A 25,901-nucleotide genomic window follows, 5' to 3' on the forward strand; every position below is an offset into this window, starting at 1 on the left:
CTCCTATGAATGTCATAAAAGGAAAAGTGAAAAGCTCCACTTTTCCTTCATCATCAATTCAAGACCTTTTACTTATCTGTTTGTTTGCCTGTTGCGTCTCTTTCTACTTTCATATTAGAGACTGAGATGTAGCCTTGGTCTTTAACGATTTCTTTTTGTACTTCGTCACTCATCAAGTAATCTAAAAATTGTTTTGCTAAACCTTCTGGCTCACCTTTTGTATAAGAGTGCTCATATGCCCAAATTGTATATTTACCGCTTTCTACATTGCTTTCTTCTGGTTTCACACCATCAATGCTAAGCGGTGTAATTTTGTCATCTGTTAAATAAGAGAATGCTAGGTACCCAATCGCACCTGGTGTTTCTGCAATCAACTTTTTCACTGTGTTTGAAGAATCCTCTGTGATTCCTTCTGCAGGAGTCGCGCCGTCAAGTGCATATTTCACAAATGTTGCACGAGTTCCTGATGAGTCAGGTCTGTTCACAAGTGTGATTTTTTGGTCTTTCCCGCCAAGCTCTTTCCAGTTTTTGATTTTACCAGTGAAGATTTTTTTCAATTCGTCCTTTGTGATGTCTTTGACACCAACTTCAGGGTTAACAGCTGCCGCCATTCCAACAACTGCTACTTTGTGGTCTTTTAAAGCTTTTGCGTCGATTCCGTCTTTCTCTTCTGCGAATACATCTGAGTTCCCAATTTGTACAGATCCTTCTGATACTTGAGAAAGTCCTGTTCCTGAACCGCCGGCTTGTACTTGAATATCGGCTTTTGGATGTTTATCCATGAATTTTTCTGCTGCCGCAAGAACTAAAGGCTGCATCGCAGATGATCCTGAGATGGTAATGGAACCTGATGCCTCATCTTTGTTTGAAGCATTTCCTTTACTGTCTTTTGAATCTCCGCTTGAGCTACTGTTTCCGCATGCTGTGACGAATGCTAACAATGCGATAGTAAGGAAAGTAAGCAGCCATAATTTGTTCTTTTTCATTTCAAGAATACCCCCTGAATAATTTGTCCTACGAGTAATACATTAAAGGTTCTTTATTAATTTCGTTTAAATGGAATGTTAAGGTTTTGTAAATGTCGAAGATTTGTAGAGAAATTGCGGGGTTTTTTATGATTTTTGTCAATTTATATCGAAAAGTTTGAAGAAAATATAAAAAAACGCCCACAAAAAGTGAGCGTTTTTACCTAGAAAAGGTCTAGTTATTTGTTTCTGCTTCATTTTCAATTTTGTTTTTGTTCTTCGCTTGTGTATCATTGCTTTCCTGTTTTGATTTCAGTTCAAAGTACTTGTCTAATACTTGTTCACCAATATCATTTGTAATCGGATAGCGCTGGTTGTAATCTTGATACACCCAAGGCACGACAACTGAAATCGCTACTTCTGGATTATCAGCAGGCGCATACGCAACAAGTGTTGTGTTATACGTTGGTGTGCCGCGTTTACTTTTAATCGGGCCGTCATAGAATGATTGAGCGGTCCCTGTTTTGCCAGCTGGATTGTATTTTTTGTTGCCAAAATTCGAATATGCTGTCCCTCTTGGGTTCTGCATCACAAGCTTGAATCCTTGCTGTACGCGTTTGATCTCATCACTTGTCATATCGAGCTTATTCAGTACATCCGGCTTGACGGACTCTGTTACAGCCCCAATGCCTCTTTGCGGATCTGGCTCTCTCACTTCTTTTACGAGCTGAGGACGTAAACGATAGCCGCCATTGGCAATCGTAGAAACGTATTGCGCCATTTGCAGCGGTGTAAACGTGTCATATTGTCCAATCGCATAGTCAAGTAAGAGACCGGATTGTGTAGACGTTCCACGATAGCCAGTTGCTTCGTTTGGCAGGTCAATACCTGTCTCCACTCCAAGACCAAATTTACTAAAATTGTAACGGAACGTATCAAACGCCTTTGTATCAATTGGGAGCGGCTGATTCTTACGATATTCCCCTTTCCCAATTGCAATCGCTGTTTTAAACATATACACGTTTGATGAACGTTCTAGTGCGGTTAAATCATTAATGAGTCCCATATTTTGATAGGATTTTTTCGGCGGTGACTGAGCGATATAGAGCGGTTCATCGTATTGGGTGCTTCCAATGTGAAGGACGCCTGTTTTATAACCTGTCAGTACCGTTGCCCCTTTTACTGCTGATCCCATCGCATATGATGATGTCATCGTTCCTAGTGCATAGTCATCAAATTTGTATGTCCCATTCTTATTGGTAATCTGTTTACCCGCAATCGAGAGCACTTCCCCATTTCTCGGGTCCATCATGACAACAAACGCACGATCAAGAAGTTCTGTGCCGCCTCTTTGCTTCGCACTTTTCAAGTTCTTTTCGATGATTTTTTCCACCGCTTTTTGCAGCTGAATATCAATCGTCAGCACAAGGTCTTTTCCGCTCTTTCCTTCTGTTAACACTTTAGAGCTTGTGACATTGCCTTCTTTATCCGTTGTACTTTGTTCTTTTTCTTTTTGACCTTGCAGGACATCTTCATATTGATATTCAAGATAGCTTTTTCCTACACGATCATTTCGGCTGTAGCCGAGTGATAGATAATGTTCAAGCAGTGACGACGGAAGACCTTCATCACTTGAAGACACACTGCCGAGCATACTGCGGAGCAGTCCTTTATAAGGATAGCTGCGTGACCAGTCTGTTGTGACATCTACACCTGGCAGCTCGTCCAAATGCTCAGAGACGTAAGCAATTTCACTTGGTTTAACATCTTCGTTTTTAATGAATTGAGGCGTAAGTGCATAGCCTGCATCCATTTGTCTTTTAATCGCAAGCACTTGCAAATCTTTTTTCGTCAGTTGATTTAATTCCTTGTCTGTGATGCGTTTCAGCTGGAGCTCGTATAGTTTATCATCAGAGACCTTTTCGTCACCCTTTAAATCGGCTTCTTTTTGAACAAGCTTTTTCGCTTCATTCGGATGGGTTAAGATCCAGAAATCTTTTTTATCACGATCTGTGATTTTCTTCGTACTTACATGAATCATATCTGCTAATTTTGTTGCCACTTTGAGCCGCTCTTCTTGTGAAGTCGTCGAGGTTCTCGTATATGTAATGGCATTTAGCGCTTTATTGCTGACAATCGTGTTATAGTTTCGATCATAAATTTTTCCGCGCGGAGCAGATGAGCTGACATTTACGTCTTCTTGTTTTTCTGCCTGCTTTTTATAATCTTCTCCATTCACAATCTGCACAAAACCGAGTCTGACCACAACACCGGTAAAAATAATAAACGCAGCTAAAAATAATAAATTCAGCCGGATCGGAAGTGTTTTGCGCCCTTCCTTCGCGTCTTTTTTGTTTTTCTTGTTTCTCATCACATCACCTTTTCTATCAAGAAAGAAATGGCACCCCTTTTTGTGTATAAAAGGTGCCATCATCATTTTAGCGGTTTTTCTATCATTTATCTAGAAATTTGATGTTCCATTGGTAAGAAATTTTACCTTTCTCCCTTCATAAGGTTCGTTTGAGAAACAGGCTTTTGACCGTCAGCCTCTTCTATATCAGCTGTTTTCTCTTTTAAATGAATGTCCTTTACAAAATAATAAATAAGGGTGTGCCCCGCTCCGAGTACGACAAGTGAAGCAGGAATCCCAAGCCGATCGCCCAGTAAGGTGACAGATAAAAGAAAAAAGACAATCGAACAAATACGCCCTGCATTTAAAAATAGTTCTCTGACGACAATATATTCAATTCGGGCTTTTCTTGCATATCTGGCATGACCGATGACATCGTAAGTTAAAGAGACATACGGAACAAGCAGAAGCGGGTAGCCGATCGCAATGGCTACTGCGTACATAAGCAGTGATACATAGGACAAGTGAAAGACGATTAAAAATAAAGCGCCGTATAAAATAAGCCCGCCAAACATAATCGCTTTTTTGCGCCATTTTTTCTTAATCAAACGGGTAGCAAAAAAATAGGCAAAAAAGGCAACACCTGAATTGACTAGACCAAATGTGCCTAAAGCAAGCTCACTGTTTGTTGCAATAAACACAAAGACACTGATTAAAAAGACAAACACGCCTTCACGGAGCCCCTGAAAAAAGTGAGCAGTTGTGATCTTACGCCAATTCTCGTCCGCATGGCGCTCTTTCCAAATTTGCTTAATGATAAATTTTCCTTTTGATTGTCTCCTCTTGAGGAAAAAACTCATCACCACCGCTAGTGAAAACAAAAAAAGCGATAAAGTGAAAATCACTGTATAGCCTGTATCATCCGTTAATTGAGAAATCACAATTCCTGCAATGAGCGGCCCAATCATACCAGCTGTAGAGGTAAGCACTCCTAAAAATCCATTAAAGAAATCCCTTGTTTCAGGTTCAGTGATCTCAAAAGTGAGCACGTTAAAGGCAAGCCAGTAAAAACCATAGCCGATTCCAAGCACACTGCCTAATAACACGAGCCGAGCTGCCGCTTGCTCTCCTGCCATGAGAACAATTAAGTAAAAAGCGGCTAAGAAGATGACACCGAAACGAAGGACAAATGCACGATCTATTTTTTTAGCGAGCCGACCAGCAAATAAAAAGGTAATGGGCTGAAGGACAACTATCGCCAAGTTATAAATCGCAAGGTCTGTAAATCGCCCAGACTGTTTCCATAAATACACGTTCACAAACGTATTCGAAAGCGCAATCGCAAGTGCGTATAATCCGCCAATCGTGAGGAGGAGCAATAAATCTCTTGTGACATCCATGTCCCCGAACATTTTCTTTAATCTGCTCATATCATTCATTCTCCTTTTCTACACAATAGTCTGTCTCATCAAAAGGCAGATATGTAAAAAAAGGAGGGAAAATATAAAAAGACCCGCTCTCAGAGAGAAGCAGGTCTTTTCAAATCAAATCATTTATTTAGCTTCGCTGTAAAGGCGAGCCACTTCATCCCAGTTCACAACATTCCAGAATGCTGAAATGTAATCAGGACGACGGTTTTGGTAGTTTAGGTAGTAAGCATGCTCCCAAACGTCTAGTCCTAGGATTGGTGTTTTTCCTTCAGTTAAAGGAGAATCTTGGTTTGGTGTGCTTGTGATTTCAAGTTTGCCATTGTTCACAACAAGCCATGCCCAACCAGAACCAAAGCGTCCTGCAGCTGCTGCAGCGAAATCAGATTTGAATTTTTCAAATCCGCCTAATTCTTTTTCGATCGCATCTGCAAGTTCACCAGTTGGTGCGCCGCCACCGTTTGGTGAAAGAAGCGTCCAGAATAATGAGTGGTTTGCATGTCCTCCGCCATTGTTACGTACAGCTGTACGAATGTTTTCAGGCACAGAGTTCAAGTTAGCCACTAGCTCTTCAATTGATTGATCTTCAAGAGCTGATACACCTTCGATTGCTTTGTTTAAGTTTGTTACATAAGTGTTATGGTGTTTTGTGTGGTGAATCGTCATTGTTTCCTTGTCGATATGTGGTTCTAATGCATCGTAAGCATATGGTAATTCTGGAAGTTTAAAAGCCATGGTTAAATTCCTCCTTAGAAATGTATGTACTGAAATGCTTCCTTAGTAAGCAAGCAATTCACCCTAATCAAAGAGTATCAAAAGAAACGGCTTGTTTCAACGTTATTGCTCATGATCTGAAACATTTCAGTGTTTATTTTGTATTTAACCCTTCAGAAAGAGTGTTAAACACCGATTTTCCATTTAGCGAAGCACATAAAACAAAAAGATTCCCAGCATCAGTGCTTGAATCAACCCTTTTGCAAATACGCCTGACACAAAACCAATTAATGAGCCAAGCCCAACTTTCACACTTGTCTTCAGATCTTTTTGATGAACGAGCAGCTCTGCGATGACACTGCCGATAAATGGACCAATGATAATTCCAGCAATCGGAATCACAAAAGGACCGGCTAAAAGCCCAATGGTACTTCCCCAAATTGCCGCCCGGCTGCCGCCAAAGCGTTTCACCCCAATCAGATTGGAGACATAATCCGCAGCAAATAACACAGCTGTAAACATGGCTTGAATGAGCCAAAAGGTGAGCGTCAATTTCTCAAAGCTAAAAAAGAGCCCATATAAAATAAACCCAAGAACCATGAAAACCACACTAGGAATGATTGGATAGACAAGTCCCACAAACGCAATGATAAATGCACAGCCGATCAAAATCCAATACAGCACGTCCAATCCGCTGCCGCCTCCTTTTTATATGCTGTATACATTATGCCTCATTCCTTCTATCTTAACCAGTAATGAAGGCCGTACTTGTACTGGATGGATAGACATTGATACAATGTGAGAAATAGAAAAGAATGTAGGAAGTGAATCGGTTGAACGTATTTAGTTTATTGTTAAAAGGAATTTATTCACCAAAAGATATTGCCAGAGCACGTTTTACTGGGGTTGGAAAGGCCATTTTATTCATCTTTATCCTTTCGATCATCGCAGCTGTCCCCCAGGGCTATCATATGAGCCAAGAGATTTCAAATGCGATGTCAGGATTTCAACATGTGATTAAAAAAGATTTACCCGACTTTTCCATTGAAAAAGGAACACTTCAAGCGGATCAAAGCACGCCGATCGAAAAAGAAGAAAACGGCATCACGATTATCTTTGATCCCAATGAAAAAATAAAATCAAGTGAGCTTGAATCAAAACAAACAGCCATTGCGTTATTGAAAGAAAAAGCAGTGATTGCCATTGACGGACAAATGACAGATATTCCATACCAGCTGCTTGGCGGAACACTCACAAAAGATGAACTTGCCAGCGTCACAAACCAGAATCAAGCGATCATTATCCCTGTCATTTGTGTCTTGCTGTACCTATCTACTGCTGCTCTCATGTTCATCAGTGCAACATTCTTAGCCATGCTTGGCACATTTATTAAACGAATGCAGCAAAAAGAGCTGTCCTTTCAAATGCTTTGGAAGCTCTCTGCCTATTCACTCACATTAACAACCGTCTTTTTCGCCATCATGAGTGCATTAAACACGCCGGTTGCAAACTCATTTTTATTAAATTGGGTGATTAACTTTATTTTCTTATATCTTGTCGTTAAAGAAATACCTGCAAAAAAATAAGCTCCCTCATTTTGAGGAGCTTTTTTATTTGTTTTGACCCTATGACTCATCTGGATGGATGATCGCAAACAAATAGTGATCCTCCCACTTATCATTGATCTTTACTTTTTTACGATGAAGTCCCTCATTTTCAAACCCTGTCTTCTCAAGCACACGAATGGAACCAATGTTAGATGGTTTTACGCCAGCCTCAATGCGGTGAAGGTACAGTTCATAAAAGGCATAATCGATAATCAAACGAATCGCCTCTGTCATATACCCCTTCCCGCCTTGCTTTTCATCAAGTACATATCCAAGCAAAGCCCCTTGAATGGGTCCTCTTTCAACAGAATTGAGTGAGATCGTTCCAATTAATGCATCTGTTTCATTTAAGAAAATACCGTGCATATAGGCTTCATCTTTTGCACGCCTTTGCATACTGCGGTTAATCCGTTCCTTTTGACGAGGTACAGTAAAAAAATCATCCTGAACCAAAGGAGTGAATTGCTGAAAATAAGTGCGGTTTTCTCGTTCAAGTGTTAATAGTGCTTCTGCATCACTTTCTGTTAGTGTTCTCACATATATATGCTGACTGATTTTCTTCATATACTCTCCCCCTGTTTTGATTTTATCATAATAAAGAAAGGGCTTAGGCTTGCTTTTTCCAAACTTTTTTCACTTACAAGTCATACTAGAACTCACTAGAACCACCCTTCCTAGCTTTTTCACTCTTTTTTGTTCTATCAACTCAGGGACATGCATAATCTGAAGTAAACTCTTAAAAGCGGTGAGTAAAATGCGGCGAATTATTTTTTTACTAGTCAGTTTGTTTGTCCTCTTTATTATCTTTTTTGATTTAAAAAATGGAACGATCCCCGTTCAGGATGGCCCTGCTGTTCCCGCCAGCGCCTTTCAAACAGCTGAAAAACAGGCATATAAAACTGTCACTGTTAAACAAGGTCAAACCGTCGTCTCTATCGTACATACAAGTAAGCCATTAGATGAAGTGATCGAAGACTTTGAAGCACTGAATCAAGGCGTCAAAGCGAACGAAATTCGGGCAGGCAGCACATACAAGTTTCCGGTCTATAAGAGATAAAACGTTAATTCCTTGTCATTCATACAAAGAGACTGTTACAATATGAGATGTAAAACACGTCGTACACTGCAAACGAATTGCATGTACACTAAGGAGCGATTGACAAGTGAGTGAAGTCACACATCGTACAAAAACGCGTCCCGTCAAAGTGGGACCTTTAACTATAGGTGGAAACAATGAAGTCGTCATTCAAAGTATGGCGACAACCAAAACACATGATGTCGAAGCGACAGTAGCTGAAATTAAACGTTTAGAAGAAGCTGGCTGTCAAATCGTGCGTGTCGCATGCCCAGATGAGCGTGCAGCAAATGCGATTGCGGACATTAAAAAACAAATCAACATCCCCCTTGTTGTCGACATTCATTTTGACTACAAGCTTGCACTGAAAGCCATTGAAGCAGGTGCAGACAAAATTCGTATCAACCCAGGAAACATCGGAAGACGAGAAAAAGTCGAAGCTGTTGTGAAAGCGGCAAAAGAAAAAGGCATTCCAATTCGTATTGGGGTAAACGCCGGTTCGCTCGAGAAAAAAATTCTTGATAAATACGGCTATCCAACAGCAGATGGTATGGTTGAAAGTGCACTGCATCACATTAAAATTTTAGAAGACCTAGATTTTCATGACATCATTGTCAGTATGAAAGCATCTGATGTAAACCTTGCGATTGAGGCATACGAAAAAGCAGCAAAGGCCTTTGATTATCCTCTTCATCTTGGGATTACAGAATCAGGTACGTTATTTGCAGGTACGGTCAAAAGTGCAGCTGGTCTTGGCGCAATCTTGAATATGGGGATTGGTAACACACTCCGTATTTCATTAAGTGCTGACCCGGTCGAAGAGGTCAAAGTGGCACGTGAATTATTAAAATCATTTGGCCTTGCATCAAATGCAGCAACACTCATCTCATGTCCAACTTGTGGACGAATTGAAATTGACCTCATTAGCATTGCAAATGAAGTCGAAGAATATATTTCTAAAATTAAAGCACCGATCAAAGTAGCTGTTCTCGGATGTGCTGTAAACGGTCCAGGTGAAGCGCGTGAAGCTGATATCGGCATCGCTGGCGCTAGAGGTGAAGGCCTCTTATTCCGCAAAGGTGAAATCGTTCGGAAAGTGCCAGAAGAAACAATGGTCGAAGAACTGAAAAAAGAAATCGATAAAATCGCTGAAGAACATTATGCAAAAATGGAAGCTGAAAAAGCAAAACAAGCGAACGCATAACAAAGAACGCCTGACATCACTGTCAGGCGTTTTTCTGTTCCTGTCCTGTTAAAAGAACGGGGTGATAAAGATGCCGAGGATGACGGAAACGATTCCGATCCCGATTGACCACGCGCCAAGCGCATGTGCTCCTTTTCTTCTTGCAATATAACCAACGACGATTGCCGCTACGCCTAATAGCACCGGCAAGACAAATAATGAGATAATCGCAATCGCGAGTGCTGTATAGCCTATCCCCTTACTGCCTGAATCGTCACCTACATGGTCACGTTCTCTTCTGTCTTCACGATCTCTTGATGCTTGATATGGCTCTGCTATTTCAGCAGCTGTTTCCTCTAAATAGCCATCATCATTACTAAAGTGTGTGTCGATTTCACGATCATTTCTTCTGAAATCTTCGTCTCTTTCCATGATCAATTCCCCCTTTTGGTTAATAGAAAGGAGCTTTTTTAGTATGAGCAAAAATGTCTGTTTCATGTTTGCTAAAACTTGCTGGAATTGTGAATTGATTATGTTACACTTTAAGAGGATAAATATGAGGAGTGTGGGCATGTTACGTTTAGGAATTGATATCGATGGCACAGTCACGGCGCAGGACACCTTTGTCCCCTACTTAAATGAGTCGTTTCAATGTGACATCACACTAGATGATATGACGGAATATGATTTGACGAAGCTTTTAAAGATTTCAAATGAAGAATTTTGGGGCTGGATGAATGAGTATGAGCCTCTTATTTATAAACAGGCAAAGCCTGCCGAGGGTGCAAAAGAAATCCTCAATCAAATGAAACATCATCATCAATTGATTTATATCACAGCCAGAAGGCAGCATCACTCAGACATCACCTACAAATGGTTTGAGGAGAATCATGTCCATTACGACGATATCGAGCTTGTTGGCGGACATCATAAGGTGGAAGCTGTTCAAAAACATAAGATCGATGTGTTTTTTGAAGATCACCATGGCAATGCCACAATGATTGCAAAAGAAGCTGATATTCCAGTGATTCTGTTTAACTCACCGTATAATCAAATGCCAATTGATGAACGGATCATTCGCGTTAATAACTGGCAAGAAGCATCCCAATGGATCAAACAGTATGAAAAGCGTCTGCAAACTGCTTACTAAAACAGATCAAAAGCCGATACGTTTTTAATGTATCGGCTTCAGATTGTTGACAAAGGGCTAAAATGAAATTTATTTTAGCCCTTTGTCTTCGTTTCAGCGTGATAGAAAACCTTTGCAGCCCTAGGAAGGACGAGTACTGGCGCGGAGCGAATTTGACATTCGTGAGCACCAGCACGCAGGACTGACAAAGAATGCGACGGTTTGTCTACACGCTGAAGCCGATCCGTTTAATGTATCGACTTTTTGATTGTACGATGATGTCCTTCTTTTATTAAAAAATGATAAAGTGCACCCATCATACCTGCCTGATTGAAGTAATAGCACGTTTCCAGTGTCACCTGTATGTTTTTCCATGCATGCAAAGTATGTAAATGTTTCTCAATGTTTGGAATCAAATCGGGCCTTGCACTCACGCCCCCGCCAATGAGGATTTTCTCTGGATTGAGAACTGTTGCCACATTGTAAATACCAATTGCGATTCGTTTGTACCACTGATCGATCATCTTCTCAATGGCCGGATCTTGCTTGGCTTTTTCAAAGATTTCTTGACCGTCGATTTGCTGACTTTGTGGAATGCCCTGCTGCTCTTTGTAACTTCGTATCAATCCAGCTGTCGAAGCACTGCTGTTGAGTGTGGTAAACTGACCATTTTCTGTTTCTGTCAGCATCATACCAAATTCACCGCCGCGAAAAGAGGCACCGCGAACAAGCTCGCCACCAGCAAAAATACCGCCGCCGACACCAGTCCCTAGCGTCATACATATAAAGCTGTCACACTCTTTCGCATGACCACTAAATTTTTCAGCCAGCGCTGCACAGTTCGCATCATTTTCTACTTCTACACGAAGTGATGTTTTTTCTTCCAAAAGCGTTTTGACATTTTGGCCATTTAAAGCAATAATCGCTCCTGCAAATTCCGTATAACCCGTTTGACTGTCAACAAAACCCGGAAGACTCATCGCAATCCCTTTGATATCCCAAGTCCTTTGATACTCTTTCACCACGTTCTCCATGTCCTCTAAAAATGGCTCAAGTTGTCGGCAGTTTGTTTCGTAGTCGCCGCTCGTGATCAGCTCACCATTTCGATCCATGACCCCATGCTTTGTTTTTGTTCCGCCTACATCGAAAACAACATAATATGCCACCTTTGACCACTCCCCCTATTTCTAAAGACTCAAATCTGCTTCTATAGATGATCTGTTGTTCTCATTTTAATGAAACAGTTATCCTTTGTAAAACGTTTTCAACATGACAAAACAAAAAGCCAGCCCATCGGCTGGCTTCTTTCATGAATGAACTTCTTTCGGTTCGCAAGAAGGACACGTTCCGTAAATTTCAAATTTATGTCCGCTAATGTGATAATCCTCTAGATCGGCATCAAGCTTGTCCATAGGGCAAGCATCGATTTCCTTTGTTTTACCGCACGTCAAACAAATAAAGTGATGATGATGATGGGAAAACGAACATTTAAAACGGAACAGTTTCTCCCCTGATAATTCCGTTGTCTCTAATATCCCAAGATCTTCATATAAAGACAGGTTTCGATAAATCGTATCAAAACTAAGCCCTGGGTAATCTTCACTTAAAGCTGTTAATACATTTTTAGCGGTCAAGTATTTATCAGAATCAGAAAACAATTGAAGCATATCTTCACGTTTGCTTGTATATTTATAGCCTTTTTCCTTTAATAAATCAAGCGCTTCTTGTACGTTCATGATGATTCCCCCTTCTGAATTTCCCAATACTAATACAGCCGATTAAAATCAAGATAGACAGCATCACAATGGTTCCACCCGGCGCTAAATCAAGATAATAACTTAAAATCAAGCCGACCATAACAGACAATTCCCCAAATAAGATGGAAAGGAAAATCGCCTGTTTAAACCCTTTGGCAATCCGAATACTTGCCGCAACTGGCAGTGTCATGAGTGCGGACACTAGGAGTGTACCGACAATACGCATCGATGCTGCGATGACAAGTGCAACGACTAAAATAAAAATAAAATGAATCCACTTAGCTGAAATACCAGAAGCCTTCGCATGTTCTTCATCAAAAGAAAGCAAAAACAATTCTTTATACAAGAGCACAACCACTAATACAACGACCAGTGAGATCCCAACAATAATCCAAAGATCGAGCCTTGAAACCGCACTGACACTTCCGAACAAATAACTGAACAAATCTGTATTAAAACCATTTGCAAGTGAAATGAAAATAACAGAGATCCCAATACCACCCGATAAAATAATGGGAATCGCCAGCTCCTGATAATGTTTATACACAGAGCGCAGACGTTCGATAAACAATGAGCCAGCCACAGAAAAAGCCATTCCTAAGTAAAGCGGGCTAACCCCTGTCAAAAGTCCAAACTTTTTATCAAGGAATAAACTTGCCGCTATCCCAGCAAGTGACACGTGACTAAGCGCATCTGCGATGAGAGAGAGCCTTCTCACGACAATAAATACACCAAGTAAGGGCGCAATAAAGCCGATCAGCATACCTGCGATAAACGCATTTTGTAAAAATTCATAATGAAAAAATGGAAATAGCATTATTCATGTCCCCCATGATGGTGATGATCGTGATGAATCACTTGAATGTCATGCCCGTAAAACTGAGAAAGCGCCTGATCATCCATCGAATCAAACGTTTCCGCATCTCCATGAAAATGAAGTGTCTGATTTAAACAAGCCACATGCGTGACTTTGTCAGAAACGGTTCCTACATCATGTGTAACGAGAATTAAAGACATTCCTTTTTCTTTGTTCAATGTTTCTAACAGCTGATAAAAGCCCTCTACTGTTCTTTGGTCTACACCCACAGTCGGTTCATCTAAAATAAGCAGCTTCGGCTGACTGACGAGTGCACGGGCAATAAATGTACGCTGCTGCTGACCGCCTGAAAGCTCACCAATGTTTTGATGTTTTAAGTCTTGTATACCAACTGAGCGGATCGCCTCATCTACTTGAAGCTTATCCTGCTTACTCATGCGTTTGAATAAACCAATCTTCGCCGTTAAACCACTTGCCACGACCTCGTATACAGAAGCAGGAAACCCTGTATTAAAGCTATTCGCCTTTTGAGAAACAAATCCAATTTGATCCCAGTCTTTAAATTTTTGAGCAGGTGTGCCAAACAGCTTTAATTCTCCCTGCTGGGGTTTAATCAAGCCAAGCAGGCATTTTAATAAGGTTGTTTTACCAGAACCATTCGGTCCAACAAGTGCTAGAAAGTTTCCTTCCTCTACTGTTAAATGAATGTGATCAATGACATTTCGCTGTCCATATGAATACGAAATGTCCTTCATTTCAATAATTGGCTTTGCCATAAATCTTCCACCTTTAATCCAATATAAAAAGAATGATTACGATTTATACAACAAAAAGAAAATGGCAAAAGCCATTTTCTTTGTCCATACATACATTTCATTATATAAAAGAAAGATAAAAAAGTAAAATAAAAGCTAATGAATGGCTGTTTTGAATTTACCGCCTTTTGTTTCATGCGTATCCATAATCGTAATAAAGGCTTGACCATCAATTTCAAACACGATAGATTTCAGCTTCGTAATTTCAAGTCTTGTCACGACGGCGTAAATGACATCTTTTTCTTCATCGGTATAACCGCCTTTTCCTCTAAGCTTGGTGGTTCCCCTGCCGAGACGATGAAGGATTGCATCTGAAATTTCATCATAATAATCCGAAACGATAATGACCGCTTTTGTTTCATCTAGTCCTTGAATGACAGCATCAATTGTTTTCATTGCCAAATAATATGTCATGACAGAATACATAGCTTGCTCCGGTCCGAAGACAAAGCCCGCCCAAATAAAAATGAACACATTGACGATCATGACAAACTCACCGACGGAGAAAGGAATTTTTTTCGTCAGAAGAATTCCTAAGATTTCCGTTCCGTCCATTGAGCCTCCATTCCGTATCACAAGCCCAACGCCAAACCCGAGTAACAGCCCTCCAAATACAGTAGCTAAAATCGGCTGCGTCGTAAATGCTTCTACATGATGAAGTGAAGATTCAATCACGGCCAAGCTGACAATCCCAATCACAGTGGAAACCAAAAAGGTTTTCCCAATATGTTTGTATCCTGATATCATAAATGGAATATTTAAAATGACAACAATCGTCGCGAAATTAATGAATGGGTTATCCGTAAAAAGATAATCCAAAATAAGCGAAATACCGATGATGCCTCCATCAATAATATTGTTTGGCACTAAAAATAATTCAATGCTGACTGCTGCACATGCAGCTCCTACTAGAATCAGAAAAATTCTCAAAATAAAATGAGGCACTGATTCCTTTTTATGCTGTTTACTATTTGCCATACGTTCTCCCTTCTACACATGTTTAGTTTTCAATGAACATTTTATTCACTTTACTATTTTATCATTTCACAGAGTAAAATAAAATTTTTTGCACATTTTCCGTTTTCGCCCATACATTGATACAGAGGGGAGGAATGGAATTGATTTTAATTCAAAAAATTGTGTTGCAGCGTCTGAATCAGATCACAGCAAATGACTTGTTAAGGTATGCGAAACAGTATGGGGTCAGCTTAACATCCAATCAGGCTGCAGAGGTCGCCAAACTCATGAATGGGAAAAACGTCAATATTTTTAATGATGCAGAGCGCAACCGGCTGCTTAAGCAAGTGGAAGCGATTACGTCTAAACAGACAGCACAGACCGTCAATGATCTGTTTAATCAATTCACAAATTAGGCAAAAAAGGGCCGCATTTAGCGGCACCTCATCACATTGCATGCACTTTTTATTGACCCGTAATCTTATCTAGTAAACCTTCATCAAATTGCTTTTCTTTCAGCATCGCAATTTCGAATTTATAAGGTGGTTTCTTGTTCTTTTTATCTTCACCTACATAAGGCGTTTCTAGAATCTTCGGCACATCTTGAAGCTGTGGATGATGAACGATATAGCTCAGGGCATCAAAACCAATTTCTCCAAAACCGATATTTTCATGTCGGTCTTTTCTTGCGCCTTGTACATTTTTACTATCATTAATATGAAGAACTTTGATTCGGTCGATCCCGACAATTCGATCAAATTCTTCTAATACTCCATCAAAATCACTCACAATGGGATAACCTGCATCGTGCGTGTGACACGTATCAAAGCAAACAGAAAGTGCTTCGTTATGTGTCACACCGTCAATAATTTGGGCAAGCTCTTCAAAGCTTCTTCCGCACTCTGATCCTTTTCCCGCCATTGTTTCCAGCGCAATTTGAACCTCCTGCCCCTTCACAATGACTTCATTGAGACCTTCAATGATTTTTTGAATTCCAGCATCTGCACCTGCTCCGACATGCGCACCTGGATGAAGAACAATTTGTCTTGCACCTAGCGCTTCTGTACGCTCTATCTCAGAGCGAAGGAAGTCCACTCCAAGCTCAAATGTCGCTGGATTCACTGTGTTCCCAATATTGATAATATACGGTGCATGAACGACGATATCTGTCATACCATGCTCTTTCATATGCGCTTGTCCAGCTTCAATATTGAGATCTTCAATTTTTTTACGGCGCGTATTTTGCGGTGCACCTGTATAAATCATAAAAGTATTTGAACCATAAGAGGCAGCTTCCTCACTCGCTGCAAGTAGCATATGTTTTCCGCTCATGGATACATGTGATCCAATCTTCAACAATGTGTCCCCCTACTTTCCGTTACGCTTTGACTTTCTACGTTCTTGTCTTTTGATTTTATCCATCTCACGTGTCATTTTCTTTTTATATCCAGGTTTGACGGCTTTCGGTTTTCTGACAAGACGTTTTGCTTTTTCTTCAATTTCATTTGGTGCTTTTTTACGTCTTTGACGCTTCAAACGATCATCTGCATCTCGCCATTCGCCATGAACAATCGTTTTGTTTTCAAACACAACACCCATTTTTTCAATTTGAACGAGTGCATCCTCATCAGCAAGATCATAAATGGTCATTGCAATGCCAGATGAACCAGCGCGAGCCGTTCTTCCCACACGGTGAACATAAAAATCAAGATCGGATGGGAGCTCATAGTTAATCACGTGGCTGACGCCCTTAATATCAATCCCGCGGGCAGCAAGATCAGATGCCACAATATAGGTGAACTCCAAATCTTCAATTTGTTTCATCACTTTTTTACGTTCACGAGGCGTTAAACCACCATGAAGTACCCCAATTTTCATTCCTTTTTCCTGTAGGAATGAGGCAATTTCATCAACAGTTGATTTCGTATTGGCAAAGATGATCCCTAAATAAGGCTGTACATTCGTCACCATTTCATGAAGTAATTTTAATTTATCACGCTGTTTAGATGGAACTAAAATATGCTGAATGTTTTCAGCCGTAATGCGTTTCGGTTCAACATGTGCATATTTCGGATTATCCATATATTTTTTGAGGAAAGGTTTTAATTTTTCTGGAATAGTTGCTGAGAACACGAGCATTTGCAACTGTTCTGGCATTTGTGAGCCAATACGATCCACATCTTCTAAAAAGCCCATATCCAGCATCAGGTCTGCTTCATCAATGACAAGAGATGTTGCTTTGTACACATTCAGCGCTTGCTCATGAATAAGATCAGCAATACGTCCAGGAGTGCCGACCACTAAGTGCGGCTGATTCTTTAGCTTTTGAATGGATTTCTGCTTGTCCGTTCCGCCAATGTAAAGCTTTGCCTTGATTTCTTCTTCTGGAGGCGTATTTTTTAAGATCGTTTGTGCTTCTTTAAAAATTTGATTCGCTAATTCTCGTGTCGGTGCAGTAATGACCACTTGTACTTGCTCTTTGCTTGGATCAATTGAATGAATAAGCGGCAATAAATACGCATGGGTTTTCCCTGTCCCTGTTTGAGACTGTCCAATCACGCTTTCACCTTTTAAAACAGCAGGTATGATTCTTTTTTGAATATCAGTCGGCTCATAAAAGCCCAGTTCATGAATAGCATCTATAATAAAAGACTTTAATTCATATGTCGTAAATTTCGTTTCTTTCATGTTTTCACTCCTTAAGGCAATGCCTTTTTGCTCATCTCCTCATTATAGCTGATTTTCCGCAAAAAAACCATGTCCGCTTTTCTCACAGGAAACCAAATGATACTTCCCTGCATAACCTATGAAGAGAAAGAGAATGCAGTAAGGGAGGTACAAGTATGTTAGGGCAAAGGCCTATGGGCGATTTTCAGCCGCATCGCCCCTCACGCCGGCACCTTGGAAATGGCGGACAGCCCGGAATTTTTCAACGGAGACAGCAGGCTCCGATCGAACAGCCTTTTCAAGGGCAAGGCAACCAATTTCAACAAATGATGCCTCGCTCTCCGTCTGTACAAGGCGGCGGTCTACGCGGGATGGGTGGCATTCCTAGAGGCGAAAGCCGTGCACTAGGCGGCGGAGCCGGAATTAAGGGCATGCTGGCAAAATTTCTTCCTGGAGCTGGAGGAGCAGGGATCTCTGGAGCTGGAGGTGGTGCGGGATTACAAGGAATCCAGAGCTTCGCAAACCCCGCGAACCTTTCAAGCATGTTAGGAAATGTTCAAAAAGTACTCGGAATGGCGCAGCAATTCACGCCTATGATTCAGCAATACGGTCCTTTAGTCAGAAATTTGCCTGCCATGATTAAACTCTATAGCCAGCTTGGCAGTGCGGATGATGATGAAACAAATACGAATGATGCAGACAAAGAACCAAAAGAAATCACTGCAGAAACAGACGTTCCGCACGAACAAACAGCACCGGTTGATGATGAAATAGAAGAAGGAAAAGAAGAAGAACCAGAGGACATCCTTGTCAAAAAAGGGACTGTACACACATCAGCTGCTCCTGAAGCAAAACCGAAAAAAAGATCGGGCAGTTCCATTCCGAAACTATATGTCTAGTGATCTTTTAAAGGCGAAGTGTTTCCCATGTATAACAATCTTTGATATATGCGCTTACTTTGGCTATAATGAAGGAAGAGAATGATCAAAAGCCGTTTTTCACGGCTTTTTATATTGTTCTTCTCTAGCAGCACTTCCCTACAGGAGGACGAATAAATGAATGTAATTAAAATTTCGCCGCGTGGCTATTGCTATGGCGTTGTAGATGCAATGGTCATTGCTAAAAATGCCGCACTTGATAAAAACTTGCCACGCCCAATTTATATATTAGGTATGATTGTGCACAACAAACATGTCACAGATGCCTTCGAAGAAGATGGAATTTACACACTGGACGGACCAAACCGTCTGGATATTTTAAAACAGGTTGAAAGTGGCACAGTGATTTTCACCGCTCACGGCGTATCTCCTGAAGTCCGTCAAATTGCAGAAGAAAAAGGCCTTGTCGCCATTGATGCGACCTGTCCAGATGTCACGAAAACACATGAACTCATTTCAGAAAAAACAGCTGATGGATATGACATTATTTATATCGGGAAAAAGGGTCACCCTGAGCCAGAAGGAGCCGTCGGTGTTGCACCTGACAAAGTCCACCTTGTCGAAACAGAAGCTGATATTAAAGCGCTCGATTTAACGTCAGATAAACTGCTCATCACCAATCAGACGACAATGTCTCAGTGGGATGTTCATGATCTGATGGAGCTCATTAAAGAAAAATATCCTCACGTCGAGTACCATCAAGAAATCTGCCTTGCGACACAGGTACGTCAGGAAGCTGTGTCACAGCAAGCAGGCCAAGCCGATCTGACCATTGTGGTCGGCGATCCAAAAAGCAATAACTCAAATCGTCTGGCGCAAGTGTCAATGGAGATTGCAGGAACGCAGGCTTACCGAATTGGTGATCTCAGTGAGTTAAAGCTTGAATGGCTCCAAGGGGTAAAAACAGTTGCCGTTACTGCAGGTGCTTCCACACCAACACCTATTACAAAAGAAGTCATTCGTTTCTTAGAAAACTACGAACCTGATGATGAATCGACATGGAAAATTGAACGGACGGTTCCTCTTTCTAAGATATTACCTCGCGTGAAAACAAAGAAATAAAAAAACGTCAGAGCTGCTATGCTCTGACGTTTTTGCTTACACAAATTGAAACGGGTTTGTGTTTGATTCTGATACAAAGAACTGCACATCATATTTTTTATCTGTACATAGCGATTCTAGTTTTGTCTTCACGCCTTCTTTCATGATCTTTTCTGCGTAATGACCCGGGTCCACTACATTCAGTCCGAGCATCATGGCATCGTGAGCGACATGGAAATAAAGGTCGCCAGTCACGTACACATCTGCCCCCATTCTTTTCGCTTGATGGATATATTTATTTCCGTCTCCTCCAAGCACAGCTACTTTTTTCACGACCGCTTCCTGATCTCCTACAAAACGCGCTCCATTCACATCTAACTTCGTTTTCACAAATTGAGTGAAGTCTTTAAGTGTCATAGGTTCTTTTAATTCTCCAATACGGCCAAGGCCTTTTTGAATAGGAGGAAGATCTGTCGTGTGTACACTGTAAGCCACTTCTTCATAAGGGTGTGCTTTGATCATTTCACGAATCACTTGTTTTTCAATACTTGCTGGGAAAATGGTTTCGATTCGTACTTCTTTCACAAATTCCAATTTACCCGTCTCACCAATAAATGGCACAGCTTCTTCTGATGGCAGAAAACTGCCTGTCCCTTCATTTGAAAAAGCGCAATGACTGTAGTTGCCAATATGGCCAGCTCCCGCATTTCCTAAAGCCGTCCTGATGGCCTCTTCAAATTCCACTGGAACATACAAGGCTAGCTGCTTAATTGGATCTTCGTATGTTGGAACTAGCACTTTTGTTTCCCCGAGCTCTAAAGCCTCTGCAAGCAAGTCATTGACTCCTCCATCAGCCACATCCAGGTTTGTATGTGCTACATACACCGCAATATCATGTTTGATGCATTTCTCAATGATCCGTCCTGCCGGCTGATCTGTCGCCACATGTTTTAATGGACGGAAAATTGGCGGATGGTGGGCAATAATGAGATCCACCTTCCGCTCAATTGCCTCATCTACCACATTTTCTAATACATCTAAGGTGATCATGACATTGGTCACTTTTTTATTCAGCGTTCCAATCTGGAGCCCGATTTTATCACCTTCCACCGCATATGCCTTTGGTGAAAATTGCTCAAATAATTGGATGATTTCATGCCCGTTCACTGTTTTAGCCAACAGTCAAAACCTCCTTTAGAATTTTTATTTTCGCATTCAGCTCTTTCAGACGTTCTTTGTTCTCTTCCGTCGACGCTGCTTGTTGAATCTGGCCTTCTATATGCTCCATGTGCTGAAGCTCATTCATCCATTTGCGCCGGAAGACATCATTTTGCTCTTTGGCAAGAAACGGACCAACGAGCATGCCTGTTTCAATCGACATGCCTTCATAGGCTTTATCTTTGTCGCCAGTTTCGGCAATGATGATTTCGTATATTTTGCCATCTTCTTCTAAAATCACTTCATCCATCAGTTCATACCCCTCTTGATAGAGCCATAAACGAATATGGTGGGCATGAATATTAGGCTGAAGAATAAGCCGCTCCTGCCCTGTGAGCTTGTGTTTACCTTCATTTAGAATGCTTGCAATGAGTGCTCCGCCCATTCCTGCAATTGTGACAGCATTCACTTCGCCTTTTTCAATCACTTCAAGGCCATTGCCTTTTCTGACTGAAATCTGCTCATCTAATTCAAGCCTATGTACTTGCTGCTTCGCAGATTGAAGCGGTCCATCAGTAATTTCACCAGCAATGGCTTTCAATGCTTTATGATGTAATATCGCATAACATGGCAAATAGGCATGATCTGAGCCGATATCAGCAAAGACCGCCTCTTTTGGTAAAAAGTCTGCGACTCTTTTTAATCGTTTTGACAAATTCATTTCATTCATCCATATCACTACTTTTCTTTAATGTTCATACTTGTCTATCTTATATAAATTATGGACTTTTTAAAAGTCGTTTTCAAATGAAAAAAGCTCTTCTGATGAAAAAGAGCTTTTTGCGCTTTATTATTTAATTTTGGATACCCATTCTGACATTTCATCGAGCTTTTCATTCGGAATTAGCCCGCCCGGCATCCCATTTCCGCCTTCTTGAATTTTCTTCTTGATGTCTGCCACTTCAAGCTTGTCGCCAACACCTTTTAATGCAGGACCAGCGCCACCTTCGTAGTTTTCCCCATGACAGCTAATACAGTTCTGCTTATACAATTCTTCCGGCGTCGCATTTGCGGTCTCTTCTTGCTTTTGCTCTTTGCCCCCAGAGGCAATTTTGTCTTCATCTTTCAGCCCCTTCATTGATAAGAAAAAAGTGAGTCCAATACCTAAAATGGCAATCAATAAGAATGGTATAAGTGGATTCCGTTTCATTTCTTTCATCCTCCCCTTTGTGAAAAACCCCTTTGAGACTATGCAAACAATTCTAATTCTACTTTAATTTTACAAAAAGTAAACGAATTATGATACAAAACTTTGGTCAAGTTCACAGATTAGACAAAAATGATTCAAAATGAGAAAAGAAAGCCTTCAGCACATTTAGATGTATTTTTTATACATCTTTTCTCTAAGAACGTTGCAAATTCATTTGTTATTCAGTAAAATATAATCAGATCAAAAAAGCGTTTTCATTTTGATGAAGAAAGAACGGATCTCTCTCAAGATCCGTCCGGTTTCTATTCTAAGAAGTCTTTTAATCGTTTACTTCTGCTTGGGTGTCTTAATTTACGAAGAGCTTTCGCTTCAATTTGGCGAATACGCTCTCTTGTTACGCCAAACACCTTTCCTACCTCTTCTAATGTGCGTGTTCTTCCGTCATCTAGTCCGAAACGCAGTCTCAGCACATTTTCTTCACGGTCCGTTAGCGTATCTAATACATCTTCAAGCTGCTCTTTTAAGAGCTCATAGGCTGCATGGTCTGATGGAGAAGTCGCCTCTTGGTCTTCGATAAAATCACCAAGATGCGAGTCATCTTCCTCACCAATAGGTGTTTCTAAAGATACTGGCTCTTGCGCAATTTTAAGAATTTCTCTTACTTTCTCTGGTGTTAAATCCATGTCTTCCGCAATTTCTTCTGGCGTTGGTTCTCTACCTAGATCTTGTAGAAGCTGTCTTTGAACACGGATTAATTTATTAATGGTTTCCACCATATGAACCGGGATCCGGATTGTTCTCGCCTGATCGGCAATCGCACGTGTGATCGCCTGTCTAATCCACCAAGTCGCATATGTTGAGAATTTGTATCCTTTGCGGTAATCAAACTTCTCAACCGCCTTCATGAGCCCCATGTTTCCTTCTTGAATCAAGTCAAGGAACAGCATACCACGACCAACATAACGTTTCGCAATGCTGACAACGAGACGAAGGTTCGCTTCCGCTAATCTTCTTTTTGATTCCTCATCGCCTTCTTCAATCTTTTGAGCATACGTAATCTCTTCTTTAGCAGATAGCAAATTGACGCGCCCGATCTCTTTTAAGTACATACGAACAGGATCATTAATTTTGACACCTGGTGGTACGCTTAAATCATTCAGGTCAAATTCCTCTTCTGCCTTAGCCAGCTGCTGAACATTTGGGTCTTCAGTCTCTTCATTTTCACTGATGAGTTCTACACCCTGTTCGCCTAAGTATTCATAGTATTCATCCATCTGGTCTGATTCAATTTCAAAGCTAGACATACGCTCTGCAATTTCTTCGTATGTTAAAACGCCCCGTTTTTTACCCGTTTCAGTGAGCTTATCTCTCACCTGTTCAAAGGTTAATTCAGTTTCAGTTTCGTGGGCTTGTTTATCAGCCATTATGGATCCCTCCTTCCAAAGCTTGCAACGAATTCTAAAGTAACTTGCGATTTGCTTCTGCTCTGCCTTTCTCTCTCTATCAAACAGAATGAGCAAATAGGAATAAAATAAATAATGATGAAGGCAAGATGCTTGCGGTCTTATGCTCCTCCCATTAAAGGATTCATTGCCAGCCGTAAGTCTTGTCATAAATAGTAGACGTATTACTTCAGCGAACGGTTCAACTGAATAATTTCTTTTGCAAGTGTTGCCGCTTTGAAGAAATCTTTTTGCCTCTCCGCCTCTGCACGTTCTAGTTCTTTTTCCTTTATCATTGACAAATTCCGATGATTCAACACTTTTTTTACATAATCACTTAATTCAGCTTCACTTAGTTCGTCTCCAACTTGAATCATGAATATATCCGTCAGGAGCTGATTGATCACATCATCTTCTATACGGTTCATCAGATGCTGCGGGGTCGGCTCCTTGCCTTCTTCATACAATGCATAAATGTATGTTGCCAGCGCTCTGTGCGAATCTATATTAAATTCAAACCCTATCCTATCAAGCACTTTTCGGATCACGTCATCATTTTTCAACATATGTGCAAGGAGCATTCGCTCTGCGTTTTCATATGCCGGCCTTAGACGTTTTCGTCTTACCTGTGTTGACAGATGTGCACGCCGCTTTTCAAGTCCATTTTCTTCTTGCGAGCTTTTGGCCTCTTGTCTCTGCTGCTTTTCAAAAAGCTCCAATTGCTCCTTTAATGAGTCAAGTGAAATGGAGAACTCCCCAGCCAGCTGCTTCATGTAAATCTCTTGTTCCAAGGAACCGTTTAATCGGCTAATTTCTCGGAGAACCTGCTTCATGTAAGTCAGGCGGTCTCCTTCGTCAGACAAATTCTTTCCTCTTCGGAAAAAGTTCATCTTAAATGTCATTAATGTCACACTTGCATCTATGATGTCATTCCTAAATTTCTCGCCGCCATATTTACGAATGTAATCATCTGGATCAAGTCCATCTGGTATCATGGCAACGCGAACTTTACATCCTCTTTTTCCAAGCAAATCTGATGCTTTCATGGTCGCTTCATACCCGGCCGTGTCAGAGTCATAACATAAAATGATCTCTTCAACGTTCCGCCTAAGAAGCTTTACGTGCTCTTCTGTTAAAGACGTACCCATTGTTGCAACACTTTCGCCAACACCACTTGTGACAGCCGAGATGACGTCAGCAAATCCTTCGAAAAGGACTGCACGTTCGCGTTTTCTAATATGCATACGCGCGTCATGAAAGTGATAAAGCAGCTTACTTTTATGAAAAAGTGGCGTTTCAGGACTATTCATATACTTTGGCTGCTGATCACCAAGTGATCTTCCAGAAAAAGCGACGACCGTCCCGTGATGATCATGAATTGGAAACATGACACGATCTCTAAAGCGGTCAAAAAAACCTGTGCCGTTTTCTCGTTGAATCAAAAGACCAGCCTTCTCCATCATCGCAGGATCAAACCCTCGTTTTTCTAAAAACTTGGTCACGAAATCCCACGAGTCGAGAGCATACCCGATCTCAAACTTGGCAATTGTTTCATCCGTAAAGCCCCTGGACCTTAAATAATCGAGTGCGTTTTGACCTTCCTTTGTATTTACCAGCAAATGGTGGTAAAATTTCTTAAGAAGCTCATGCGCCTCAATCATTTTATGATCTGCTGTATCCTCTTGCTGTGAGGAACTGATCTGCGCATTCGCTACATGATCCGGCAAATCAATATGGTACTTATCAGCAACATGTGAAACGGCTTCAATAAATGAGTAGCCTTCCATTTGTCTGAGGAACGAAAATACATTGCCTCCTGCACCACAGCCAAAACAATGGAAGATTTGCTTATCTGCTGAAACAGAGAATGAAGGAGTATTTTCACCATGGAATGGACAAAGACCGAAGTAATTCCGACCTTGTTTTCTAAGCTGTACGTATTCTCCAATCACTTCGACAATGTCTGCGTTTTTTTGGATTTGCTCCAAAAGTTCATCTGGTATACGTTTGCTCATCCTAATAACACTCCGTCGTACATTATTCGCCTTTTAATTCAAAAATCCTTCATGATTCGACAGGATTTTTTGTAGTTGGGCAATAAATCGCTTTTTATCCTCTTCTAAAAGCTTTTTGGGACCTTTTCCGTATACACCTTTTCTTCGCTGTTTACTGGAAACATGCCTGCGTTCCAAATCAAAATCAATTGTTTCGTTTGTGTACATTCGTCCTCTTTCAGACAGAACAATGACTTGTCTTGGAAGCAGTAAGGAGGCCAGACCAATATCCTGGGTGACAACAATATCGTGCTTGACAGCTAAGTTCGCAATGACTAAATCTGCTGCTTCCTTATGTGTATCAACAAACCGCCAATCTTCAAGTGGTGATCGTTTGGTTTGAAAATGCTCATATGAAGCAATGAAAGTCACAGGTACTTGAAATTGAGATGCGACAGAAAGGATTTCGTCTTTTACAGGACAAGCATCTGCATCGACATAAATCGTCCTTTCTTTTTTACGTTCATTCAGGTGACTAATTCTCCATCCCTCCACCTTATTCCTGCTTTAGAGAAGCAAAAAGACCATACTTTTCCCCCATAAAGCAATCAACAGTAAAACTCATTTTGTCGAAAAGTTATGTTCAGAATCACTT

Annotated in this window: 27 protein-coding genes; 7 read left to right on the forward strand and 20 right to left on the reverse strand. The window is 40.9% G+C overall.

Translation table 11 applies throughout. The features are described from left to right. Nucleotides 1-68: 68 nt before the first annotated feature. The 5 genes from NSQ17_RS11690 to NSQ17_RS11710 all read right to left on the reverse strand — a co-directional run bounded on the left by NSQ17_RS11690 (nucleotide 69) and on the right by NSQ17_RS11710 (nucleotide 6,146). Nucleotides 69-986: a phosphate ABC transporter substrate-binding protein gene (locus tag NSQ17_RS11690; RefSeq protein WP_017367609.1), complete on the reverse strand. Its 918-nt coding sequence runs from the start codon at nucleotides 984-986 to the stop codon at nucleotides 69-71. A 214-nt stretch (nucleotides 987-1,200) separates the two neighbouring features. Continuing rightward, nucleotides 1,201-3,336: a penicillin-binding protein 2 gene (locus NSQ17_RS11695; RefSeq protein ID WP_035702956.1), complete on the reverse strand. Its 2,136-nt coding sequence runs from the start codon at nucleotides 3,334-3,336 to the stop codon at nucleotides 1,201-1,203. 122 nt (nucleotides 3,337-3,458) lie between these two features. Next, nucleotides 3,459-4,745, reverse strand: a complete 1,287-nt coding sequence (locus tag NSQ17_RS11700) for an MFS transporter (RefSeq protein WP_008342348.1) — start codon at nucleotides 4,743-4,745, stop codon at nucleotides 3,459-3,461. A 123-nt stretch (nucleotides 4,746-4,868) separates the two neighbouring features. Further along, complete coding sequence (gene sodA, locus NSQ17_RS11705) at nucleotides 4,869-5,477, reverse strand: superoxide dismutase SodA (protein WP_007501264.1); 609 nt, start codon at nucleotides 5,475-5,477, stop codon at nucleotides 4,869-4,871. Between the two features lie 183 nt (nucleotides 5,478-5,660). Continuing rightward, nucleotides 5,661-6,146, reverse strand: coding sequence for a DUF456 domain-containing protein (locus NSQ17_RS11710; protein ID WP_007501265.1), 486 nt, complete (start codon nucleotides 6,144-6,146; stop codon nucleotides 5,661-5,663). Nucleotides 6,147-6,289: 143 nt separating this feature from the next. Between NSQ17_RS11710 and NSQ17_RS11715 the strand changes: the two genes are divergently transcribed. Continuing rightward, on the forward strand, nucleotides 6,290-7,042 hold the full coding sequence (locus NSQ17_RS11715) for a DUF1189 domain-containing protein (RefSeq protein WP_335350349.1): 753 nt from the start codon (nucleotides 6,290-6,292) through the stop codon (nucleotides 7,040-7,042). Between the two features lie 39 nt (nucleotides 7,043-7,081). On the opposite strand, the gene NSQ17_RS11720 is transcribed toward NSQ17_RS11715, so the two are convergent. Continuing rightward, the gene (locus NSQ17_RS11720) at nucleotides 7,082-7,627 is read right to left on the reverse strand and encodes a GNAT family protein (RefSeq protein WP_045034379.1); all 546 of its coding nucleotides are present in this window, start codon (nucleotides 7,625-7,627) and stop codon (nucleotides 7,082-7,084) included. 190 nt (nucleotides 7,628-7,817) lie between these two features. On the opposite strand from NSQ17_RS11720, the gene NSQ17_RS11725 reads away from it, so the two are divergent. Next, nucleotides 7,818-8,120: a hypothetical protein gene (locus tag NSQ17_RS11725; protein WP_024718827.1), complete on the forward strand. Its 303-nt coding sequence runs from the start codon at nucleotides 7,818-7,820 to the stop codon at nucleotides 8,118-8,120. 106 nt (nucleotides 8,121-8,226) lie between these two features. After that, nucleotides 8,227-9,342 carry a flavodoxin-dependent (E)-4-hydroxy-3-methylbut-2-enyl-diphosphate synthase gene (gene ispG / locus NSQ17_RS11730; protein ID WP_008342357.1) on the forward strand — a complete coding sequence of 372 codons (1,116 nt, stop codon included), beginning with the start codon at nucleotides 8,227-8,229 and terminating at the stop codon, nucleotides 9,340-9,342. A gap of 48 nt (nucleotides 9,343-9,390) precedes the next feature. Here the strand turns inward: ispG and NSQ17_RS11735 are convergent, their stop codons facing one another. Beyond that, a complete protein-coding gene (locus tag NSQ17_RS11735; protein WP_008342359.1) occupies nucleotides 9,391-9,753 on the reverse strand; it encodes a DUF308 domain-containing protein in 363 nt (120 codons plus the stop codon). Between the two features lie 139 nt (nucleotides 9,754-9,892). Here NSQ17_RS11735 and NSQ17_RS11740 point away from each other — a divergent pair, with 139 nt between their 5' ends. Further along, complete coding sequence (locus tag NSQ17_RS11740; RefSeq protein ID WP_008342361.1) at nucleotides 9,893-10,471, forward strand: nucleotidase; 579 nt, start codon at nucleotides 9,893-9,895, stop codon at nucleotides 10,469-10,471. A 227-nt stretch (nucleotides 10,472-10,698) separates the two neighbouring features. Here NSQ17_RS11740 and NSQ17_RS11745 read toward each other — a convergent pair whose 3' ends face one another. The 5 genes from NSQ17_RS11745 to NSQ17_RS11765 all read right to left on the reverse strand — a co-directional run bounded on the left by NSQ17_RS11745 (nucleotide 10,699) and on the right by NSQ17_RS11765 (nucleotide 14,817). Next, on the reverse strand, nucleotides 10,699-11,616 hold the full coding sequence (locus tag NSQ17_RS11745; protein ID WP_058336639.1) for an ROK family protein: 918 nt from the start codon (nucleotides 11,614-11,616) through the stop codon (nucleotides 10,699-10,701). Between the two features lie 141 nt (nucleotides 11,617-11,757). Continuing rightward, on the reverse strand, nucleotides 11,758-12,186 hold the full coding sequence (locus tag NSQ17_RS11750; RefSeq protein ID WP_003217433.1) for a Fur family transcriptional regulator: 429 nt from the start codon (nucleotides 12,184-12,186) through the stop codon (nucleotides 11,758-11,760). Continuing rightward, nucleotides 12,164-13,024: a metal ABC transporter permease gene (locus tag NSQ17_RS11755; protein WP_007501274.1), complete on the reverse strand. Its 861-nt coding sequence runs from the start codon at nucleotides 13,022-13,024 to the stop codon at nucleotides 12,164-12,166. Before NSQ17_RS11755 ends, NSQ17_RS11750 begins: the two co-directional genes overlap by 23 nt. Further along, nucleotides 13,024-13,800: an ABC transporter ATP-binding protein gene (locus tag NSQ17_RS11760; RefSeq protein ID WP_008342368.1), complete on the reverse strand. Its 777-nt coding sequence runs from the start codon at nucleotides 13,798-13,800 to the stop codon at nucleotides 13,024-13,026. Before NSQ17_RS11760 ends, NSQ17_RS11755 begins: the two co-directional genes overlap by 1 nt. 135 nt (nucleotides 13,801-13,935) lie before the next feature. Beyond that, a complete protein-coding gene (locus tag NSQ17_RS11765; protein ID WP_017367617.1) occupies nucleotides 13,936-14,817 on the reverse strand; it encodes a YitT family protein in 882 nt (293 codons plus the stop codon). A 140-nt stretch (nucleotides 14,818-14,957) separates the two neighbouring features. Between NSQ17_RS11765 and NSQ17_RS11770 the strand changes: the two genes are divergently transcribed. Further along, nucleotides 14,958-15,212: a DUF2624 domain-containing protein gene (locus tag NSQ17_RS11770; RefSeq protein ID WP_008342377.1), complete on the forward strand. Its 255-nt coding sequence runs from the start codon at nucleotides 14,958-14,960 to the stop codon at nucleotides 15,210-15,212. A gap of 49 nt (nucleotides 15,213-15,261) precedes the next feature. Here the strand turns inward: NSQ17_RS11770 and NSQ17_RS11775 are convergent, their stop codons facing one another. Together NSQ17_RS11775 and NSQ17_RS11780 are read right to left on the reverse strand one after the other, a co-directional pair. Then, entirely contained in the window at nucleotides 15,262-16,155 is an 894-nt protein-coding gene (locus tag NSQ17_RS11775; protein ID WP_017358005.1) for a deoxyribonuclease IV, read from the reverse strand. Nucleotides 16,156-16,164: 9 nt separating this feature from the next. Beyond that, the gene (locus tag NSQ17_RS11780) at nucleotides 16,165-17,484 is read right to left on the reverse strand and encodes a DEAD/DEAH box helicase (protein ID WP_024718822.1); all 1,320 of its coding nucleotides are present in this window, start codon (nucleotides 17,482-17,484) and stop codon (nucleotides 16,165-16,167) included. A gap of 155 nt (nucleotides 17,485-17,639) precedes the next feature. On the opposite strand from NSQ17_RS11780, the gene vrrA reads away from it, so the two are divergent. Together vrrA and NSQ17_RS11790 are read left to right on the forward strand one after the other, a co-directional pair. Next, nucleotides 17,640-18,362 (forward strand): VrrA/YqfQ family protein, encoded by a 723-nt coding sequence (vrrA, locus tag NSQ17_RS11785; protein WP_342467444.1) that lies wholly within the window; start codon nucleotides 17,640-17,642, stop codon nucleotides 18,360-18,362. A gap of 156 nt (nucleotides 18,363-18,518) precedes the next feature. Then, nucleotides 18,519-19,463 carry a 4-hydroxy-3-methylbut-2-enyl diphosphate reductase gene (locus tag NSQ17_RS11790; RefSeq protein WP_007501283.1) on the forward strand — a complete coding sequence of 315 codons (945 nt, stop codon included), beginning with the start codon at nucleotides 18,519-18,521 and terminating at the stop codon, nucleotides 19,461-19,463. A 36-nt stretch (nucleotides 19,464-19,499) separates the two neighbouring features. Here the strand turns inward: NSQ17_RS11790 and NSQ17_RS11795 are convergent, their stop codons facing one another. The 6 genes from NSQ17_RS11795 to NSQ17_RS11820 all read right to left on the reverse strand — a co-directional run bounded on the left by NSQ17_RS11795 (nucleotide 19,500) and on the right by NSQ17_RS11820 (nucleotide 25,801). Further along, nucleotides 19,500-20,621 (reverse strand): Nif3-like dinuclear metal center hexameric protein, encoded by a 1,122-nt coding sequence (locus NSQ17_RS11795; RefSeq protein ID WP_048001530.1) that lies wholly within the window; start codon nucleotides 20,619-20,621, stop codon nucleotides 19,500-19,502. Continuing rightward, the gene (locus NSQ17_RS11800) at nucleotides 20,614-21,330 is read right to left on the reverse strand and encodes a tRNA (adenine(22)-N(1))-methyltransferase TrmK (protein ID WP_178896842.1); all 717 of its coding nucleotides are present in this window, start codon (nucleotides 21,328-21,330) and stop codon (nucleotides 20,614-20,616) included. The genes NSQ17_RS11795 and NSQ17_RS11800 overlap by 8 nt, the downstream gene beginning before the upstream one ends. A gap of 120 nt (nucleotides 21,331-21,450) precedes the next feature. Continuing rightward, on the reverse strand, nucleotides 21,451-21,810 hold the full coding sequence (cccA, locus tag NSQ17_RS11805) for a cytochrome c550 (RefSeq protein ID WP_008342390.1): 360 nt from the start codon (nucleotides 21,808-21,810) through the stop codon (nucleotides 21,451-21,453). Nucleotides 21,811-22,112: 302 nt separating this feature from the next. Next, on the reverse strand, nucleotides 22,113-23,234 hold the full coding sequence (rpoD, locus tag NSQ17_RS11810; RefSeq protein WP_008342392.1) for an RNA polymerase sigma factor RpoD: 1,122 nt from the start codon (nucleotides 23,232-23,234) through the stop codon (nucleotides 22,113-22,115). A 203-nt stretch (nucleotides 23,235-23,437) separates the two neighbouring features. Further along, a complete protein-coding gene (gene dnaG / locus NSQ17_RS11815) occupies nucleotides 23,438-25,267 on the reverse strand; it encodes a DNA primase (RefSeq protein WP_008342393.1) in 1,830 nt (609 codons plus the stop codon). 33 nt (nucleotides 25,268-25,300) lie between these two features. Next, nucleotides 25,301-25,801: a YaiI/YqxD family protein gene (locus NSQ17_RS11820; RefSeq protein WP_008342395.1), complete on the reverse strand. Its 501-nt coding sequence runs from the start codon at nucleotides 25,799-25,801 to the stop codon at nucleotides 25,301-25,303. Nucleotides 25,802-25,901: the final 100 nt, after the last annotated feature.

Source organism: Bacillus sp. FSL W8-0629 (genome assembly GCF_038593225.1).
In the GTDB taxonomy this organism is placed as follows: Bacteria; Bacillota; Bacilli; order Bacillales; family Bacillaceae; genus Bacillus; species Bacillus altitudinis.